The organism is Streptococcus cristatus, from assembly GCF_003943505.1.
Lineage (GTDB): Bacteria > Bacillota > Bacilli > Lactobacillales > Streptococcaceae > Streptococcus > Streptococcus cristatus_E.
Map to the genome: position 1 here is coordinate 1 of NZ_RJPS01000004.1, position 16439 is coordinate 16439.

At 40.3% G+C, this 16439-nt stretch carries 16 protein-coding genes; 1 reads left to right on the forward strand and 15 read right to left on the reverse strand.

The annotated features are described in order from the left end of the window. Positions 1–291: 291 nt before the first annotated feature. The 4 genes from comGB to D8792_RS04400 all read right to left on the reverse strand — a co-directional run bounded on the left by comGB (position 292) and on the right by D8792_RS04400 (position 4057). Positions 292–1308 (reverse strand): competence type IV pilus assembly protein ComGB, encoded by a 1017-nt coding sequence (gene comGB / locus D8792_RS04385; protein WP_125373044.1) that lies wholly within the window; start codon positions 1306–1308, stop codon positions 292–294. Then, positions 1256–2197, reverse strand: coding sequence for a competence type IV pilus ATPase ComGA (gene comGA, locus D8792_RS04390; RefSeq protein ID WP_125373045.1), 942 nt, complete (start codon positions 2195–2197; stop codon positions 1256–1258). Before comGA ends, comGB begins: the two co-directional genes overlap by 53 nt. 85 nt (positions 2198–2282) lie before the next feature. Then, positions 2283–2654 carry a DUF1033 family protein gene (locus tag D8792_RS04395; RefSeq protein ID WP_125373046.1) on the reverse strand — a complete coding sequence of 124 codons (372 nt, stop codon included), beginning with the start codon at positions 2652–2654 and terminating at the stop codon, positions 2283–2285. Between the two features lie 134 nt (positions 2655–2788). After that, the gene (locus D8792_RS04400; protein WP_125373047.1) at positions 2789–4057 is read right to left on the reverse strand and encodes a CapA family protein; all 1269 of its coding nucleotides are present in this window, start codon (positions 4055–4057) and stop codon (positions 2789–2791) included. Between the two features lie 103 nt (positions 4058–4160). Between D8792_RS04400 and D8792_RS11675 the strand changes: the two genes are divergently transcribed. Continuing rightward, positions 4161–4343 carry a hypothetical protein gene (locus D8792_RS11675; RefSeq protein ID WP_125373203.1) on the forward strand — a complete coding sequence of 61 codons (183 nt, stop codon included), beginning with the start codon at positions 4161–4163 and terminating at the stop codon, positions 4341–4343. Here the strand turns inward: D8792_RS11675 and comW are convergent. The 11 genes from comW to D8792_RS04460 form a co-directional block, all read right to left on the reverse strand. Further along, a complete protein-coding gene (gene comW, locus D8792_RS04410; RefSeq protein WP_125373048.1) occupies positions 4301–4528 on the reverse strand; it encodes a sigma(X)-activator ComW in 228 nt (75 codons plus the stop codon). The two genes, D8792_RS11675 and comW, sit on opposite strands and share 43 nt — an antisense overlap. Positions 4529–4835: 307 nt before the next feature. Continuing rightward, the gene (galE, locus tag D8792_RS04415; RefSeq protein ID WP_125373049.1) at positions 4836–5858 is read right to left on the reverse strand and encodes a UDP-glucose 4-epimerase GalE; all 1023 of its coding nucleotides are present in this window, start codon (positions 5856–5858) and stop codon (positions 4836–4838) included. Between the two features lie 31 nt (positions 5859–5889). Next, positions 5890–6942 (reverse strand): glycosyltransferase, encoded by a 1053-nt coding sequence (locus tag D8792_RS04420; protein ID WP_125373050.1) that lies wholly within the window; start codon positions 6940–6942, stop codon positions 5890–5892. Positions 6943–6969: 27 nt separating this feature from the next. Continuing rightward, complete coding sequence (gene glf / locus D8792_RS04425) at positions 6970–8073, reverse strand: UDP-galactopyranose mutase (RefSeq protein WP_125373051.1); 1104 nt, start codon at positions 8071–8073, stop codon at positions 6970–6972. Between the two features lie 9 nt (positions 8074–8082). Then, the gene (locus D8792_RS04430) at positions 8083–9495 is read right to left on the reverse strand and encodes a flippase (protein ID WP_125373052.1); all 1413 of its coding nucleotides are present in this window, start codon (positions 9493–9495) and stop codon (positions 8083–8085) included. Next, entirely contained in the window at positions 9492–10652 is a 1161-nt protein-coding gene (locus D8792_RS04435) for a polysaccharide polymerase (RefSeq protein ID WP_125373053.1), read from the reverse strand. Before D8792_RS04435 ends, D8792_RS04430 begins: the two co-directional genes overlap by 4 nt. A gap of 45 nt (positions 10653–10697) precedes the next feature. Next, complete coding sequence (locus D8792_RS04440) at positions 10698–11660, reverse strand: glycosyltransferase family 2 protein (protein WP_125373054.1); 963 nt, start codon at positions 11658–11660, stop codon at positions 10698–10700. Positions 11661–11693: 33 nt separating this feature from the next. Further along, the gene (locus D8792_RS04445; RefSeq protein WP_125373055.1) at positions 11694–12692 is read right to left on the reverse strand and encodes a stealth family protein; all 999 of its coding nucleotides are present in this window, start codon (positions 12690–12692) and stop codon (positions 11694–11696) included. A gap of 12 nt (positions 12693–12704) precedes the next feature. After that, positions 12705–13853 (reverse strand): glycosyltransferase family 4 protein, encoded by a 1149-nt coding sequence (locus D8792_RS04450; RefSeq protein WP_125373056.1) that lies wholly within the window; start codon positions 13851–13853, stop codon positions 12705–12707. Between the two features lie 3 nt (positions 13854–13856). Next, entirely contained in the window at positions 13857–15029 is a 1173-nt protein-coding gene (gene cps2T, locus D8792_RS04455) for a beta 1-4 rhamnosyltransferase Cps2T (RefSeq protein ID WP_125373057.1), read from the reverse strand. A gap of 30 nt (positions 15030–15059) precedes the next feature. Then, positions 15060–16436 (reverse strand): sugar transferase, encoded by a 1377-nt coding sequence (locus D8792_RS04460; RefSeq protein WP_125373058.1) that lies wholly within the window; start codon positions 16434–16436, stop codon positions 15060–15062. Positions 16437–16439: the final 3 nt, after the last annotated feature.

Genomic DNA, 16439 nt, shown 5'->3' on the forward strand with positions numbered 1-16439 from the left:
AAGACAATGACCCTGCAATCAAACGGCAGAAAAGAAAAGAGGATATGAAGCAAGTCCTAAATACTGACGACATATTAACTATGGACTATGATCATCAAAAATTTATTGTTAGAACTTTGATTAACAAGGTCCAGGTTACAGCCGAGGACATTGTCATTAAGTGGAGAATTTAGAGAATTTTACTAACCATCATTCAAATCAAGGTGTCTTGTTATCTTACATATTGAAGAATTTTACTATCCATCATTTCCACCAGAGTGAAGGCTTTGACCTTCAAAGCTTTTAATTTTTTCATAATTGAATCTCCATATTTTGATAAATTGGCAGCAACATAGCTGCATAAAGTAAAACGATAACAAGGGCGACAAAGACAAAAACGAGAGGCTGAATCAAATTCATAGCACGATTGATTCTCAGGAAAAACTCTTCCCAAGTCTTTTCGGCATACAGCTCCAATTCATCACCCAATTTGGACTTGACCTCGCCGTATTCGATGATGAGAGCCAGCTCTTTCTTAAAGAAGGGATAGGTGCCGACCTTCTCGGCGTAGCCTTGACCCGCACCCAGAGCCGTCTCCAAGTCTCGTCCCAGCTCCTGAAAGAGCTGAGAAGGCTGGTCCTGCATGATGAGAAAGATCTGGCTCAATTCCAGCCCTTGCCCAATCATATTGCCCCATTCACGCGCATAGTAGGCCGTCAGATAGGCTCGCACTAAGGCGCCAACAAAAGGAAACTTGGCCAAACGACTGAAAAATCTCATCTTAGAGCTCTTGCGATAATAGAACCAGCCACCGCAAATCAGCAAGCAAATCACCAAAACGCATCCCAGAAAGATCTGCGGTAGGTAATGAATGAACTGAGTAGCCATATTTTGACTATCCAGCTGAGGCAGGAGATAGTTACGCAAGCCCAGCATAATCAGCACTAGAAACCCAAGCAGCATCAGGGGATAAGTCCCCACCTCAATCAATTTCTTACGGACCTTGGATAGATTTTCCAGATAATCTTCGATTTTACCCAAACTAAGATTTAGATTCCCATGCAACTCTGACAAAGATAGCTGGGTAACCACATTATCGGAAAAGCCCAAACGCTTCATAATCTGAGAAAATGACTGACCCGCAGCCAAACCCGAACGCATTTCTGCGACATAGGCCTCTTCTAAAAGGGCACTCCGCCGCAGGAAATCAACAATCTCCGCCAGATGAAAACCACTGGTAAAGAGATTGCGGAACAGCTCGATAATCTTCTTTTGCTTAGGCGTAGATAATTTTTTCCGCCTGCCTTTGATCAGCTGTGATATGTCCATCTGCAAAAAGCTGGTCAATCTGCTGGTTCCAGAGACTGGCTTCATGCTGTTGATAGTCTTGGTTGACAAAGTCGATCACACCTCCTCCCCCGATTAAGCGCTGATAACAGACGCCCTGTAACACCATGCGCAACTCATCCTCACTGACACCCAGCTCCAGCAGGCGCTCATACACTCCGCGAATGCTCTTAGCATGAATGGTCGAAAAGACCGTGGCTCCTGTCAAACTAGCTCTTACCACCGCACGAGCCGTTTCTTGGTCGCGGATTTCTCCGATAATCAAGAGATCCGGCCTGTGGCGCAGAGACAGCTTGATGAGGCTATCGTAGGTCATGCCGATGGTTTCATTCAGCTGAAGCTGGAGCATATTTTCCTGCTTGATTTCCACAGGGTCTTCGATAGACATGACCTGTTGCTGCCCAAATCTCATCTGGGCCAGCTGGTGCATCAGCGTCGTCTTTCCACTGCCAACTGGCCCTGAAAACAAATAAAGGCCACGAGAATTTACTTTTTTACGAAGATCAGGCAGATTGTCAAACCAGAAACGCAGCTCACGCTCCTCATCGTGTAGTAGACGAATAACCAGGCTCTCATAGCCACGGTAATCGCCGACAGTTGATAGACGAAGCGAGACCGTCACATCTCCACAATCATAATCGCAGGAGCCTAGCTGGCTACGCCTCTTCTCCCCGACATTCATCCCCGAGACAAACTTAAAATGGCTGATGACTGACGATAATAAATCAAAATCATAGGTCTGAATGAAGCGCCTCTCATCACCCACCCGCATATAGAGCTCGTAACAGGAGCTCTTGGGAATCAGATAGACATCTTGAGCTGCTTCCTGCCTGGCCAATTGAATCATTTCCTTTGCAATTTTTTGAACCATAAGTCCTCCTCACCTTACTATTCGCACAAAATGAGAAAAAATAAAAAAAGAATGAAGAAATTTTCTCCATTCTTTGACTTTTATCCTACCTAGCCCGCACTTTAATTTTGCAAATACGGTGTTTTTCAGTGGCATTTTGTTTGCGGTAGCCTGGACGATACTTGCTCTTGGGGATCTTACTTTCATTTTCTAACAAAAGCAGGGAGTGGTATTGCTGAATATCTTCATTGCACTCCTCACACCAACGTTGATCGGCCGGATCCCAGAAAATCGTCATAAGATCACTGCGGCTTTTATAAAGTGGCGATGCTTGAGACATCTCTAGCCAGCGGTATTTATAGTATTTGAGGGCGGTATAATAATCATCGAAATACCTTTTTTCAATGATATCGTCCTCCCAACCGTCTAAAAACCACCAGGGCTCATAATCGCCATACATTTCTATTACGCTGTACATACCTGTCCCCTTTTGTATCCTATATTATATATAAAATTCTTTGATAATGAAACTATTTTGCTCGTCGGCTCTATAATAGTTCGTTTTCCATCAAAGAAAAGCAAAGAAACAAAAGGGAGTGTCGCTTTTTGTGCTTATTTCCAATTCAGATGCACATGCTCTTTCATTTCCTTATAGGCCGTATCAATCCGATCTTTGGTCGCCTGATCCAGCTGATTGCGATATTTTCCACCCTCGATGAAATCTTCCAAGATCAGGGTTTGATAAGTGTAAAGCGGGTAACCCTCTGGTGAGTAAGTTCCCTTTTCCACACGGCTAACCCAGCTTGGATGTGCCTGAGCTGTTTTGATAATGGTCCCCTTATCCGTCTTTTCAATGGTCACATCCATCAAGACACCACGCTCGGTCCACTCAGCCGTATCCACACCAGCCATGGTTTCAATCCGCTGATTGGAGATAAAATTCCCCATGGAATAGATAATCAACTTCTTCTGCCCATCTTTTTCAAGAATTTCTGAAGGTTGCACCACGTGCGGATGCCCACCAAAAATGATGTCCGCTCCCCAGTCCACCATCTTGTGGTAGAGCTCTACCTGCTCCTCATTTGGCTCCAGCTGGTATTCGATTCCCGTCTGTGGCATGACTACTGTAATGTCCGCTTCTTTCTCCGCCTGCTCAATCTCTGCCTTCATCTTGTCCTCATCAAAGGTCGATAGGTGATGATCAATCTCCTTCTGACTGAGATTGGACTCCAGGCCATTAAAACCATAGGAGTAAGCCAGAATCGCAATCTTGATACCTTTTACCTCTTTGATCAGGATAGGCGATTTATCCCTATTCTTGTGAGTATAGACACCGACTGGGCTAATCCCGTGATCCTCAAAGGCTTTGGCAGTCGTAAAGACTCCCTCAAGCCCTGAGTCTAGGATGTGATTATGGGCCAGATCCACCACTTGGTAGCCAGCATCTTTGATGGCGGGCACAACAGCCTCTGGAGCATTGAAAAGCGGATAGCCTCCCAAAGGATAGTCTGAGCGAATGGTCCCTTCAAAATCTCCCAAGACCAAATCTCCTTGCTGGAGCCAGTCCTTGACATAGGTGAAATTTTCCGAAAAATCATAGCTACCATCAGCTTTTTGGGCACTCATATAAAGCCCATCATGGTACAAAAGGTCCCCATTAGCCATAATGCGAACCGTTTTCGAGTCGGTTTTCTTTCCTGATAGCGAGGAGGATTTAGGAGCATCTTTAGCAGCATTCCCACTGCTTCCCTTTGGCATCCCCATGATGCTTTGGAAGAATAAAATGACAGTCGCTGATACAAATACCGCTCCCAGCAGGGCAAGGATAAAGGCACGGTTACTTGGTGCTGCTTGTCGCTTGATTTCAGATCTTTTCTCCATTTTGCCAACCTCCGTATTACTTATATTTTATCATAAATTATTCCCCCAAGGGAATAAAAAAAGAGTCTGGGACAAAAGTCCTAGCCTCTCAATTGTCTTTGGGTTGTCGAGCAAGACGCAGTGGTCGAGTGGGCTCTACTACGCTGATTTCATCAGCTTTTACAGCCCTACTCAACTGTGCGGAGGTGGGACGACGAACTCGAATTCTAAGCAATTACCGATTTCTGTCCCACTCTCTAAATATCAGGCCGAGCTCGGCATCAAGGACTGCAAATACCAGCGGTAGGCCGCCCGATAATGATAGGCATTAAAAAACTTCATCTCCCCGATATCGTAGCGCATCAGGTAGTAAATCAGATAGCGCAGATGCAGGCTTTCCCACTCCGTGCTAGCCTTTTGACAATGAGCATACTCAGCCTCAAGCTCCCCATAGTAATCTCTGAATTGATTATAAATTGCTTGAATTTCCATTATAACTCCAATCTTTTTGCTTTAACACTAGTTTAACGCAAAAAGAAGAGTATTAGGGGCAAGAATCGTATCCTGTCTCATTTAAGAGCCAAAAGGTAGAGCACGTCACTAGGAAATGACATTTCAGGGAATATTTTTGACATTTGGGAGTTTTGGGAAGTAACCTTTTTGATAATCATTTACGATTAAATACTTTACTATGTTGAAATTTAGAAGTAGCTAATATTTTAGGGCGATAATGAAATACAATCGCTCTAACTCATAACTTGAAATAAGAATGACTTATTAGACAACCTAACCTCTCACTCTACTTTTTTACTTCATAACCATTTGGATTTAGTCTTTGCCATCTCCATGAGTCCCGTACCATATCCTGTAGATTTTTTTCGGCTTTCCATCCTAAGACAAGATATGCCTTATTAGGATCTGCATAACAAGTAGCCACATCTCCAGGACGACGTTCCTTGATTACATAAGGAATCTTGACTCCATTTTCACATTCAAAAGCCTTAACCATATCCAAAACGCTATAGCCAGTCCCAGTTCCAAGGTTGAAAACAGCTGTTCCCTTATGTTCTAAATTATGCTTCACAGCTAAAACATGACCTTTTGCTAAATCTAACACATGAATATAGTCTCGCACACCTGTACCATCATGTGTATCATAGTCATTACCAAAAATACTAAGTTCCTGCAATTTACCAACTGCAACCTGAGTGATATAGGGCATCAGATTATTAGGGATTCCATTTGGAGCCTCCCCAATTAAACCTGACTCATGGGCTCCAATAGGATTAAAATAACGAAGATTCGTCACAGACCAATCTGGATTTGCAGCAGCAACATCTGTTAGAATTTGCTCCATCATCAACTTCGTATATCCATAAGGATTTGTCGCTGAAGTCGGCAAATCCTCTGTCAATGGTGAAATATTATCCATTCCATAAACTGTAGCACTAGAACTAAAGATAATATGCTTTACATCATATTTCTTCATCACATTGAGAAGGGATATAGTACCACCAACATTATTGTCATAATATTTTAGTGGTTCTTGCACAGACTCACCAACCGCCTTATAAGCCGCAAAATGAATCACTGCATCAATATGATTTTGCTCAAATACCTGACTCATAAACTTTTTATCTGCAATAGAACCTTGATAAAAAGGAACCGTCACACCTGTAATAGTTTTTAATCTATCTAAGACCTGAAGCGAACTATTTGAAAAATCATCTACAACTACAACATCATAACCACTTTTTAATAACTCTACTACTGTGTGGCTACCGATATAACCTGTACCACCTGTGACTAAAATTTGTGTCATAAGTTTATCCCTTCCCTTCGTAATACCAATCTTACTTCAATTTTGATAATGCAACCCTCAAATATTGCCCTTGCCGAAGTCTACTACCAATCTGTTTAGCATTTTCTAACATTTCTTTGTATTGCTCTTCTGACAAGATATCTAAATTTTCTTTTAAATCAGAGAGAGAAGAAACAGCTAGACCACACTGTTTATCTATCACAAAGTGAGCCAGAGCTGACTCTTCCCAAACAACTACAGGGAAGCCTGCCGCCAAGTACAGCGAAGCCTTGTGTGAGTTGTTAAAACGCAGATAATTTCCGTAAGAACCTTGGCAGGTCTCAGAGCTATCCCCATCCCACACCAAACCAAAACTACCTTCAAGGGCAGCTGGAAGGTCATCTGGCATAAAGGAGCCATAGTAAGTGGTGTTTTCTAGAGCGCGACTTTCATCGTAGCCAACTCCGTACAAATTGTAGGCTGGCTGATCAGGCAAGTTATAAAGATAACCCGATTTTGTTGGGATCAAATTTCCAGCAACAATTATTGCTTGTTCTTTTTGAGGTGCTGCTTTTTCCTCAAAGTTTGGAATCAAATAGTCAAAAATCTCTAAACTGACCATCTTATCTGCTGGTATACCTTGGCTTGTCAAAGCCTTTTTCATGATATCGTTATGAACGATAATTCCATCTGCTGACATTAGAGCTCTCTTTTCTTGGAGAAAGTTTCTTAAACGATGTCTCCATTTTACATTCGAACCTGCTGCATGACGCAACGTTTCAACATCATGGATCAAAAGATAGAATTTGGCTCCTCTTTTTTGCGCATGCTTGATGAGTTGCGAAATGAAAAATGTATGGTGAATAATCGGGAACTGGATCACCAATTCATCCCCAGAGCTCAACTGATCAAACACAGCCTTGGTTGCAAAATATTTGTATTGCTGTGCTTTAAAGAAATTCATCTTATACCAATTTTCAACCTTGAGCTCCAATCCCTTATAACCTTCTGAAATCAGAATGGCTTCCACGTCATTTCGTGCCTTATTCCCTGCATTCTTTTCGTGTGCATTATGCAGAAATGAATCCTTCAGATAATACTTCACCTTTTCTCCCCTTTACCTGTGTTCTTCTTAGATACTCCCTAGTTCTTCTTCTACCACATCCAATGCACGTTCAACAGTAACATGCATATCGTAATATTTATAATCTGCCAAGCGGCCACAGAAGATAACGCGGCCATTTTTTTGGGCTTCTGCTAGATACTGCTCATAGGTCGCATTGTTTTTGGCATCATTAATTGGATAGTAAGGTTCATCGTCTCGTTTCCAATCTGCTGGATATTCTCTAGTAATAACGGTCTTGACCTGAGTCCCAAACTCAAAATGTTTGTGTTCGATGATACGAGTATAAGGAATATCACGCTCAGTATAGTTAACTACGGCATTTCCTTGATAATTCTCCTCATCCAGAATTTCATGCTCAAAGCGGAGACTGCGATACTCTAGTTCACCAAACTTATAGTTAAAGAACTGATCAATCATCCCTGTAAAGACGATTTTAGTTGCTGAAGCCTCCAAGTTCTCACGATCCGCAAAGAAATCTGTATTGAGCTCTACTTCGATTCCTTCCAACAACTTTTCAATGATAACATTGTAACCACCAATCGGTATTCCTTGGTAACGGTCATTGAAATAATTGTTGTCATAGGTCAATCGGACAGGCAAACGCTTAATGATAAAGGGTGGCAGTTCAGTGGCAGAACGCCCCCATTGTTTTTCGGTGTAGCCCTTGATCAGCTTTTCATAGACATCAGTACCAATCAACTTAATGGCTTGTTCCTCTAAGTTTTTTGGCTCAATATCTTGCATGTGAGTAGTCTGCTCAGCAATCTTTTCCTCGACTTCTTTTGGGGTCTTTGTCCCCCACAAGGCGTAGAAAGTGTTCATATTAAAAGGTAGATTGTAAAGATGGCCTTGATAGTTGGCAATCGGGGAATTGATATAATTGTTAAACTCTGCAAACTGATTAACATAATCCCAAACTTTTTTATTGGATGTATGGAAGATATGAGCCCCATACTTGTGAACATTGATTCCTTCAACAGATTGGCAATAGATATTCCCACCAATATGTTCTCGTTTATCAATCACCTTAACCTTCTTGCCGCGTTTGTTAGCTTCGTGGGCAAAGATTGCACCTGACAAACCAGCACCGACAATCAAATAATCGTACATAAATTCTCCTTACTTCTTTAAAACATTTTTTAGTTCTTGAAAATCCAAAACACGTAAAACTAGAACTAGCCCTCCATAAACCATGAATCCAAGTACAGCATAAATTAATACATTCACTACTGATGAGAAATTTATGAAGACTTGTATAGAATACAAGGCAACGTACATCAAGAGTGCTGCTATGGAGATTTTTACCATGGATGGCAGAATTTTGATCTCTTTTAGATAAGAACTAGTATAGTAGAGCTGAATTAACCAAACTAAACCTTCTGTTGCTACTGATACAATGGAGGCTCCTATATAGCCCAAAGGTGGAATCAGTAATAAGTTCAATCCAACACTACAAATAGCTGGGATAGTTGTTGATAACATAAATTCACGATTGCGATTATGAGGTATCAGAATCTGGATCCCCATAATATTGGTCCAACCGATGAAGAACATCCTAAATACCATGATAGCAATCGCATAGCGAGCATCTTGAAAGTCTTGCCCCAAGAAAAATTGAACAAAATCTTTGTTGACTATCAAAATCCCTGCAATCATTGGGAAGATAACTAAATTATAAACCAAGAAAGACATTTCATGGAGCTTGTTAACTGCTTTTTGATTTCCTGATGAGAGGAGATTGGAGACCCGAGGTAACATGACGCTACCTAGCGAAGTTACCAAGGTCAACAAAATATTCAATAATTTCAGGGCTTGATCGTAAATTCCTACATCCTTGGTCGAAGACAAGGCCCCCAACATAGTCCGGTCTAGTGTGATATAGAGTGAAATCGCAATCTGTGGAAGAAATAAGAGAATTACCGGTTTAATATGTTGCTTCACATAGGCTAGGTCCAGATGTGGTTTACTAATATGTTCTCGTGCAGGAATCCACATGCTCAATTGCCCTAATAAATCGTAAACGACTAAGAGAGTGATATACAAGTATAGGTCAGATGGTTTTTTTACAAATATAAATATGGAAGCCACGCCTACAAGTTTGACAACTGTATTGCGAGCTGTGATTTTTTTGAAATCTTCAAGGCCTTGAAAGAGCCAAGAAATATCAAAACCACGAGAAAGTAAACTTAAGCCTAGAATGTAGGCAATTGGGTTGTTCATAGAAGGAACAAACAAACATACAACTATATAAAGTGTAACCGCCAAACATGTTGCTAATACTTGTAAACTATATATCCCCCAGAATGTATTCCCAACATCCTTACGATGTCCTGAAATTTCCTTTGTTCCATAGTTAGCTACGCCAAGTGTTGCCAATAGAATAAAATATGTCACAATAGAATTATAGTAGCCATATGAACCCAAAGCCTCAGAAGAAAAAACTCGAGTCACATAGGGGGTTGTAATCACTGGTAGCACAATGACTAGCAACTGATAAGAAAGATTATATAAGTAATTTTTTAATACTCTCACATAGAATCCCTCATTTTAGCCTTCTTTGATTCAAATTCAACTGTAGGCACCAGCGCAAAAAGCACAAACATAAATATATTGTAGGAAGGCCGAAGCCAAAAAGCTTCAAACATACAGTTGGCAGCAATCAAAGACAAAGTAGTAAGTAATAGATAATTCTTTTCACGATAAAGAGTCCAAGATCTCATCATATATAAGCAGACCAATAAAAGTACTGGAAGTATCCCATAGGTAAACAACATCTGAACATAGGAAGAATCTACATAATCATAGCTCAAAACAGATTCTGTACGTCCTCCATAACCGACAAATGATATTCCTCGAGTTCCAAACAATTGCAAAGTGTATTTTTTTAATGCTTCATGTCCCAAATGCAACCGCATACTAAAAAAATTATTGAGCATAACATACATAGGACTCGACCATGTAAATTTGCTAGATAGATAAATCATAACCGAAGATGCCAAACCAGCTGATAAAGGAAGTATAGAAAAAAATCGCGACTCCTTATCTTTCTGGTAGTAAAAATAGAGATAAATTAGCGCCATGATAGCAATGGAAGCAGCATTAAGCCTAGCATCGCAATAGCGGATAATGAAATAGGATAATCCGAATCCAAAAAAAGTCCGTAAAATGATGAATCTATTCCTAAATATATAAGAAAATGCCGTATAAAGATAAAAACAGTGGGAGGCAAAATCGGTCGGATAAATAAAACCAAAAGAATTTCTCACTATAACCCCCGCAGAGCGAGACTGAACGAATTGCAAATTTGGAATGGCTCCAATAAAAGATAACAGGACAATCAGCACGACAAAAAACAGACTTACCCCCACATATATTTTAAGTATGCTTTCCATCTCAGCATTATAAAGAAAAAGAATCAACATTATATACATCAATGCATTGAGATTTCCTGTTTTATGATAAATCATAAATCCTATAAACAGGAAAATCGGTGCAACTATTAAATAAACGAAAGAGTAGTGTTGGATGTGAAAAAATCGTATTACTAATAACCCAACTGCAAAAAAAGGAATTAAACTTGGAACCTTTGGTAAAATAGGCGATAACATAGATGTATTGATCATATCTATAGAGATTACCAGTATTAGAACTGCTGCTATTAGCAGTTTATCGCGTTCTATCTTCAACATTTTCTTTTTCCTTTTCTAATCTCTGAATTTCTTTCATTCAGTTGCTTATTTCTTCCACTTTTTAAAGTAAAAATAAAGGCGAGGATGTTTACTTATCAATATATAGAGAATCTTACGCTTCTTACTAACTCTAGAATTCTTTAACACAAGTGACAAATAAGGTTTTGTCCTCTCCTGAATTCTCTTGAATTCTGCTATATTTCCATCTCGAATCATGGTAAAAATAAGGAGGCTTCCTGTAAAAAAGCGTGAAATGATTGCTTCTTGTAATTCTAAACTTTCTTGATAAGTCTCTTTCACTACCTCTTTTAAATGATCAATTGCTTCGTAAAACTCGTATTGTTTTGGCGTGAAAGCTGAGGCAGTAATGCTACCAGGTCTATGGTAATAATGGTAAATCGGAAGATGGTACAAGGCCACAGATTGGACTTGGTTGAGATGCTCACTGATAACATAGAGGTCTTCGTAGATGCGCCCCTTGGGGAAGGGAGCTTTCTCAAGAAGTTCTTTCCGATAGAGCTTACCACAAGCAGAGACCGTTACAAAGTCTCCGTAAAGCATCTCAGTCAGAGCCTTTGCCTTATCATAGACCTTAACCTGGTCTAAATCAAGCTGTTCCACGTGAAAATTTTGATAACGATGATAGTGAGCTGTTGGCTCTACTTTACCACTAACCATATCTGCTTGGTTACGATTTTGTAGCTCTGCTAGCAGTTCCAAGGCGCAAGGTTCCAAATAGTCGTCCGGATCAAGGAAGGTAATCCAATCACCCTTGGCTTTCGATACCCCATAGTTACGAGCATCAGACAAGCCACCATTCACCTTGTGGTAGCTAGTCACCCAATCATATTGCTGAGCATACTGGTCACACAAGAGTCCTGAACCATCACTTGATCCATCATCAATCAAGAGGACTTCCATATCCTTGTAAGTCTGACGTTCCAAACTCTCCATGGCATAATGAAGGTAGTCCTCCACATTGTAAACAGGCACAATTACCGAAATCATATTTTCTTTTCTTTCTCTTACTCAGTTAGATATTCAAAGCTCAAATGAACTTTTTTCTGGAAGCAGTTGGTCCATGGCCTTGATAAAGTCTGTCATCACCTGCTCCTCATCTTGGACATTAAATCCATCATTGATACACATAATTTGGTATTTGCCAGAATTTAGTATCTTCCAAAAATCTGGTCCGGCATTGTCCAAAGAAAAGAGTCCCCCCAACTTAGGATTTCCGATAGCATATTGACCACTGGCAATCTGCCAATACTTAAAGAGCCAAACATTGGTGTCAGATGGAGCTCTAAAACGGCTAGCTGAGGTTCTTTCCAAGACAGCTTTTTCCTTTTCCCATACCAAATCCATCGTTGATTTTAGTAGAGGATAGGGCAGATGACTCTCCCAGAAACCACAGATAAACTGACTATTTCTATATAGTAGCGACTTAACAATACTTTTTAATCCCTGCTTAGGATCAAAGAATTGGCCATTCTTCAAAATTTCATTTCGACTGAAATAGCTAGTGACAATCTCCATGTCATTTATCTGAAAATTTCCCGTCCCATATCTTTCAGGAATAATCGGTGAAAGAGCCGTATTATATTTGGGTAAACCATCCTCTGAGAAAAAATCTGTCGGCTCGACTGGAGCTGTCAAGTACATGTCGTCATTAAAAAAGACAAAGTGCTCAGAGAGTCCATGAATCCGATGGATATTGCTTTCGATAGGATTCGCAGAAAAAACTGGTAGGTAGTCGTTACAGATAATCTCTGTATGATCTACCAACACCAATTTTTCACTATTAATATCCAACCAAGCTGGTTTTTGCTGATCCGTAACGAGATAGACCTTGTTTACCCAAGGAGCAAACTTTTCAATTCCTCTAAACCAGTATTTGAAGGTTCCCCATTCTCGGTAAGCTTTGACCGAGTTCATACTTTGTTTAGAAGTATTGACCGAGCCATCATACCTTGATTTTTTTTCTTGCCATACAGGATCATTCCCATCGACCCAAGTAACAACAAAATCTATTTTATTCATAACTAATCTTTTCTATCTGTTTTTATACAATCCCGAGAAGTTTTTGATATAACTATCCAAAGAAAATAATTCTCTTTGTCTTTTTACCGATGCCTCACCAAATTGAAATCGTTTCGCTGAATCAGAAACCAACTCCAAAATCGCATCCGATAGTTTTTGTGCTTGTCCTGGGCTTGCCAGTAAGCCATTTGTACCTTCAGCAACCATTTCACAGACACCACCATGACGGTAGCCGACTATTGGCTTACCACAAGCCATAGCCTCTAGTACCACTGTTGGTAGTGGATCAGGATTGGTGCTTGGTAAGACAAAGATATCAAACATATTATAAAGCTCAGTCGTATGCTCATAATAGTCAATTCGTTTGATTTGTGAGACTACACTTGATTTGGCAATCTTAGACTCTAATTCTTCAACTCGCCACTCTTCACCAGCAAAAGCACTTCCCGCCAGAAAAGCTATGGCATTCGGATTATGCTCCAAAATCGGTGTCACAGCTTCTAGGAAATCTCCTTGCCCCTTCCAAGCGTTGACACGCCCAACCATACCAATGACGAGAGCGTCTTCTGGGATGCCAAATTTTTCACGCACTGCGCTTGCCTGCATCGGATGATAGACCGCATTATCCACTCCGTTATAGATAACCTGGATCTGACCCTCTTTGATGAAGGGAGACTGGTTGACATGACTAGCAACAGCTTGAGATACTGTTACAATCTTATCTGCATAACGCCCCATCAAGAAGTTGATAAAATCTGAAATAGCCTTGGGCTTAACAATAATCTCATGAACGTGCCAAATCAAGGGAAGTTTCACCTTTCTTTTGAGATATATTCCTTCCAAGACAGCTGTTGTATTGTTATGAACAAGATCTATCCCATTTTCACGCACATATTGGGCAATTTTTTGGGAGTAACAACGATAAGATTTCAGATATTCCACAATCCCCTTAGGATTAAAGTATTTTCTACGTAAAATCGGATAATGCAACACGCTAACCTGAGCGCCAACCTGGCGTAAGGCTTCGACTAAAACACCGTCATTAGGCAGGATAACATGAGCTTCAAATTCTTGGGGATTTAATCCTTTGACCAATTCCAGTAAAACCTTATCTGCTCCATACATTTCTGCACCAGCATGTAAATATAAAATCCGTTTCATTCTTTATCCTTTAAACACTTCCTCATAATCCGACACAATCTTTTCCCACGTAAATGCATCCGCAATTCGTTGGCTAGACTTTTCGTCTAATTCCAAAATAGCACTTTCATCAAATTGTTCCACTTCTTCGATTACATGCGCTAGCTCATCTTTTTTCCAATAAATGGCTCCATCCTCACCAACTTCACGGTTAAAGCCAACATCTAACAACAAATTAAGCTTTGTTGAAGCAAGAGCTTCTAAAAGCGATGGGTTTGTCCCACCAACTTCATGGCCATGGAAGTAAGCAAAAGCATTCTCTCGGATGTACTTGAGCAATTCTTGGTCATAGACAGTCCCAACAAATTTGACTCTCGGGTCTTTGTTGAAGCCTGTATCCTTGAGCAACCGATCATAAAACTTATTTTGTTCTACATTTGTAATGAGAACAAAGTCTTTTTTAGAATTAGACTTCATAAATTCACGAATCATGGTTTCATAGTTGTTTTCGGGAACGAATCGTCCCACAACTAGATAATATTCGTTTTCAGCAACGCCTTTTTCCCGATACCAATTACGAACTTTTTCGTCTTCAGATTTTAATACAGACTTACTTGTATCTGTCCCGTAGGCGATGTAAGTCGTCTTTGGCTGATACTGTTTATAGTCTTCTTGTATATATTTTTCGATATTTTTACTATCGCAAACCAATAAGTCCGCATGCTTGACCATAAGTTGCTCTGAGTATTTCCAATACTTACGGACAGGTAAACTCCATTTTGCTCGGAGCCACTCATGTCCATCAGGATTGACAAATAAACTGCCTCCGATGGCTTTGATTTTCTTCTTAAGTCCAGCGATAAAAGGTCCAATACGACAAGCTAAAATATAGAAAATAGGAGCTTCATCCTTATTTGCTTTAGCGATTTCAATCGCTCTATTTACAGCAGCAATATCATAGGCAATGGCTCTAGCTGGTCCAATATTAGGCACATCAATATTGAAACAAATTGCCCCATTATGCTCAAATTGGTCATCCGTGATTCCAGACTTAGCCGAATTTTCGCGCATACAGGCCACATAGTACTGTATATTCCTATCTTGCTGATATTCTGTTAATTTCTCAACAAAGGTTTCAAACCCCCCATACTTTGCAGGGATTCCTTTTGAGCCTATGACATAAACCGACTTCTTCATCTTTCTCCTATCAAGGGAGCGAAGTCTCACTTACTTCGCTCCATCTTTCATTAATACGACTTTAACAGTCTTTAGTAAAATTTTAATATCTGACCAGATAGTCCAATCATCAATATAGGACACATCTAGTTTTACAACATCATCAAAATTCGTGATTTCACTGCGGCCGCTGACTTGCCAGAGACCTGTGATACCTGGCTTGAAACTCAAACGTTTTTTCTGCTCAGGCGTGTATTTTTCATACTCATCCACAGTTGGCGGACGCGTACCGACCAGACTCATATCGCCTTTGAGGACATTCCAAAACTGAGGCAACTCATCCAGACTTGTCTTGCGAATAAAGTGTCCAATCGGCGTGATGCGAGGATCATTATCGACCTTAAACATACCATCTGACATCGTATTTTGCGCCATCAGCTCTTTTTTGCGCTCTTCAGCATCCACAGCCATAGAGCGGAATTTATAAAATTTAAAGATACGACCATTCTTCCCAACTCGATCTTGAGAAAAAATAGCTGGACCACCGTCTTTTTTGATCTGAGGCACTAGGAAAATAGCAGCTATCCCACAAAGCAGTAAGCCAAAGAGGGCACCAACAATGTCTAGAAGTCGTTTCAAAAGGACATGGTAATAACTATAGAAGCGGGTCGAAAACGTCACGATATTAAAACCAGCTACATTGCGAATGCGCTTCTCGCCATTGGTTGGAAAATCTAGGGCATTGATATTAACATTGACATCGATTCCCATATGCTCAAACTGAGAAATCAAATCTTCCAAACGATAAAGATCGCTAGGTAAGTTGATAAACACCTCATCCACTACTGACCGGGTTGCGTACTCGATCATATCTTTTTCCAGCACCACATCAAAAGCAGAGCTTGTAAAAGAAGGATCATCCACTACTGTAACCGCCACTATCTGACCGGCAAAGTCTTGGGCTTTTTCTATTTGAGCAAAAAACTTTTCTATCCTAGAACTTGTAGTAATGACAAAAACCTTTGTACTGTTTTTTGACCGAGCATGAATAGAAGAATAGTAGTTTTTAAACAAAATATTGGCCGCGTAAACTAGTAGACCATTTAGGAGAATAAAATAGATGAGCCCCCGGCGCGAGATAGAGAAGTGTTCCTCCATGATAAAGGAAGCAAAAGTGACAAAGAGAGCATAGAAGGCACTGTATTTTAAAGTTTGGATGAACTCTACAAAGTAACCTCTACGGAAAAAATGATGAAAATAATTGCTGATGTAAAAAGCAAGAATATGAAGCAAAGAGAGGATAAAGACACTTGTCCTTGTCAAGTCAGAATTAGAAATAAGGCTCACTAAAACCGCTGCTAGCATAGACACTAGCAGTTCCAATACAGCTACTCCTAACTCTTGGATTTCCCTTTGCTTCCTAAACATATA

Excerpts from the sequence above, each read along its gene's own strand:
- cps2T (WP_125373057.1), bottom strand. The coding sequence starts at position 15,029 with ATGAAGAAGTCGGTTTATGTCATAGGCTCAAAAGGAATCCCTGCAAAG.
- D8792_RS04445 (WP_125373055.1), bottom strand. The coding sequence starts at position 12,692 with ATGAATAAAATAGATTTTGTTGTTACTTGGGTCGATGGGAATGATCCT.
- D8792_RS04395 (WP_125373046.1), bottom strand. The coding sequence starts at position 2,654 with ATGTACAGCGTAATAGAAATGTATGGCGATTATGAGCCCTGGTGGTTT.
- D8792_RS04435 (WP_125373053.1), bottom strand. The coding sequence starts at position 10,652 with ATGTTGAAGATAGAACGCGATAAACTGCTAATAGCAGCAGTTCTAATA.
- glf (WP_125373051.1), bottom strand. The coding sequence starts at position 8,073 with ATGTACGATTATTTGATTGTCGGTGCTGGTTTGTCAGGTGCAATCTTT.
- D8792_RS04460 (WP_125373058.1), bottom strand. The coding sequence starts at position 16,436 with ATGTTTAGGAAGCAAAGGGAAATCCAAGAGTTAGGAGTAGCTGTATTG.
- D8792_RS04400 (WP_125373047.1), bottom strand. The coding sequence starts at position 4,057 with ATGGAGAAAAGATCTGAAATCAAGCGACAAGCAGCACCAAGTAACCGT.
- comW (WP_125373048.1), bottom strand. The coding sequence starts at position 4,528 with ATGGAAATTCAAGCAATTTATAATCAATTCAGAGATTACTATGGGGAG.
- D8792_RS04450 (WP_125373056.1), bottom strand. The coding sequence starts at position 13,853 with ATGAAACGGATTTTATATTTACATGCTGGTGCAGAAATGTATGGAGCA.
- D8792_RS04440 (WP_125373054.1), bottom strand. The coding sequence starts at position 11,660 with ATGATTTCGGTAATTGTGCCTGTTTACAATGTGGAGGACTACCTTCAT.
- comGA (WP_125373045.1), bottom strand. The coding sequence starts at position 2,197 with ATGGTTCAAAAAATTGCAAAGGAAATGATTCAATTGGCCAGGCAGGAA.
- comGB (WP_125373044.1), bottom strand. The coding sequence starts at position 1,308 with ATGGACATATCACAGCTGATCAAAGGCAGGCGGAAAAAATTATCTACG.
- galE (WP_125373049.1), bottom strand. The coding sequence starts at position 5,858 with ATGACACAAATTTTAGTCACAGGTGGTACAGGTTATATCGGTAGCCAC.